The organism is Zhongshania sp. (assembly GCF_041623545.1).
In the GTDB taxonomy this organism is placed as follows: domain Bacteria; phylum Pseudomonadota; class Gammaproteobacteria; order Pseudomonadales; family Spongiibacteraceae; genus Spongiibacter.
Genome location: NZ_JBFJWS010000374.1, coordinates 1 through 2,769 on the forward strand (window position 1 = coordinate 1; position 2,769 = coordinate 2,769).

Here is a 2,769-nt window from a genome sequence, read left to right on the forward strand (position 1 = left end):
CGGCACGCGCCGCGCCGATTACGGCTTGCCGAGGTGCGGGGAATACACCGGCATCAGAAACAAAGGTTAACAAACAGCCGTCACTGCTTTTCAGCCATGGTAAAACTGCCTGCGCCAAGTGCTCCAGATACACCAGTGACAGCGCCACAAAGGGTAAATACATCTCGGGATCCGTTTTTTCAAAGGGGCCGGTAATCCCGCCCTCACTGGGCCCGGTGACCAAGCAATCGGCAACGGCATCTATACGCCCAAACACTCGGCCCGCAGCCACAACAAAATCCTCGACCGAGCCCTTTGTATTAATATCCGCCACCACGCCAGCAACCGGTGCCTCAAGGTCGCTGCCGCGCAGGGCACTTAACAGCGTGTTTACCGACGACTCAGTCCGCCCTTGAATCACAACGGCCCAACCACTGGCCAATGCCTGCCGCGCCACCTCAGAGCCAATCGACCCAGTGCCACCGGTGACAAGCAGTACTGATTGCTTAGCCATAACCTTCCCCCCTACACAGAACGCATTCGCCCATTTCAAAAACAATTATTGGCGCGAAGTAGCTAAGCTTCGGCGACCAAAACCAAGATATCGCCAATTTTCCTTAAACCCAAGCAGCTTTTAAGTCCATTAAACATAGAAGGCATATAACAAAGCTTTATTAAGCTGCAACTATTGGCAACAACATGTTGCGACAATAATTCTCGTAAGCTATCCTGCACCAACGATAAAAATCAAGTTTGGCCCGATTTTTTTAATCGCCATGCTAATACGGTGAACCTTCATGAGCGCATCCCCATCTCCAGAATCCGGCTGTCCTGCCCACGGCAATGTCGACCGTCGCAAATCAGCGGCCATTGCCCTTAAAAATACTCAACCTGACCTCGGTGCCCACTGGGTTAAAAGCCCGAGCATTGCCAAATATATCTTGCGCAGTAAACATGCCCGTCAGGCTGGGGCCGGCGCGGATTTAGTGACTTTCAAAAATCCCGAGCAAGCGCCCGTGTTTTTCCTCGATGGCGAGCTACATGCGATTAAGCGGCGCAAGACCCAGCGCTTTCTCTCACCAAAGGCTGTTTCCCAACAACACTACTTGGTAATGCGCAAAGTCACTGACGAATTACTCGCCGGCTTCAAGACCCAAGGCCACGCCAAGCTTGAAGATCTGAGCTTCTCCCTTGCGGTAGAAGTCGTCAGCGAGATATTAGGTTTAACCAACAGCAACCAAGCGGCGCGGGTAAATCGTATTCAGAAGGTACTTGCCAGCAGTATATCCAACGCTGGCGATGGCAAACTTGCCAAAGTTTGGCAAAACTTTAAACGCGCCAGCGCCCTCGGTATCTTTTATTGGTTTGATGTTAGGCCAGCAATAAAGGCAAGAATCAAAAATCCAACAGACGATGCCATTTCCTTTTATATTGAGGAAGGCTACTCAAAATTCATGATTGTTATTGAGTGCGTGACATACGGCACTGCGGGTATGCTCACAACCCGTGAATTTATCACTATGGCGGCGTGGTATTTATTTGAAGACCAAGCGCTGCGCCAACAATTCTTAGCGGGCGACGAAAAAGAACAGGTCACTATCTTAATGGAAATTGTGCGACTCGAGCCGGTCGCCGCAATGGTACACCGCCGAATAGACGAAGAAATTTCCGGTATTGCAGAGCACCCTCTACCCCCCGGGGAAAAATATGGCCTCGATATTCGAAATGCCAATATCGATGAAGAAATGGTTGGCGAATGCCCCTATGCCGTCGACATAGAGCGAGCAAAGCGCCAAAGCGACTCCGGTAAGTTTCTCAGCTTTGGCGGCGGCCCGCACAGCTGCCCTGGCTGGCAGGTCGCTATTCATGAAACGCGTATTTTTCTCGAGCAATTATTCCTCATCCCAGAGCTCACCCTTGACCGTGAACCAGACATTAGCTGGAACAGCCAGTTAGGGAGCTACGAGCTGCGCAATGCGGATATTTCATGCAAACGCTAGCAACCCATTTAGGCAAAATAAAATAGAACAACACAAACACTATTCCGAATGACATTTCACAGTTAGGCGCTTAACGGAGAATAACAATGCAAAAAGCACTCGATGAAATCGACTATTTCACTAGTCACGACTTACTGGAAAACCCACACAGCTACTTTGATGCGCTACGTGAAAAAAACCCTGTTTACCAGCTAAAAACCAGAGATCTAATAATAATCACTGGCTTTCAGGAATCTGCCGAAGTTTTACGCGACACTAAAAACTTCTCATCCATACTGTCAACCTTTGGCCCCACTGACCCCCTGCCATTTGAACCAGAGGGCGAAGATATCAGTGAACAAATAGAAGCGCACCGCAGCGAGTTCCCAGCCGGCGATCTGGTGGTGAGCTACGACGGGGCAAGCCACGCCGCGCGGCGCTCACTTCTTAACTGCCTATTTACCCCCACTCGCTTAAAGGCCAATGAGCTTTACATTAATGAATTGGCAGAAAATACCGTACGCGAAGTCGTTAAGAAAGGCGGCTGTGAACTCATTAATGAGGTGTGCACCCCCTTTGTGACTTTAGTGGTCGCCGATTTGCTTGGCATGCCCAAGCAAGACCAGCACCTTTTCCGTGAAGCCATCGACAGCGAACCCTCACCGTTCAATATCGACAAAGTTATCAGCGGCGAAGGAAATACCCCCGGCAAATTTATGATGGAAATGGGCGCTCACTTCTATAATTATGTCATTGATCGCCGTCAGAACCCCGCCGACGATATTCTAACCGAGCTCGCTCAGGCGACCTA

Annotated in this window: 3 protein-coding genes; 2 read left to right on the forward strand and 1 reads right to left on the reverse strand. The window is 50.1% G+C overall.

Annotated features, from left to right (window positions below):
• The coding region (locus ABYT30_RS18070) for an SDR family NAD(P)-dependent oxidoreductase (protein ID WP_373097886.1) at positions 1–493 on the reverse strand (493 nt) is incomplete at its 3' end.
• A gap of 283 nt (positions 494–776) precedes the next feature.
• On the opposite strand from ABYT30_RS18070, the gene ABYT30_RS18075 reads away from it, so the two are divergent.
• Complete coding sequence (locus tag ABYT30_RS18075) at positions 777–1,979, forward strand: cytochrome P450 (RefSeq protein WP_373097888.1); 1,203 nt, start codon at positions 777–779, stop codon at positions 1,977–1,979.
• A gap of 86 nt (positions 1,980–2,065) precedes the next feature.
• On the forward strand, positions 2,066–2,769 hold a 704-nt coding region (locus tag ABYT30_RS18080), incomplete at its 3' end, for a hypothetical protein (RefSeq protein WP_373097890.1).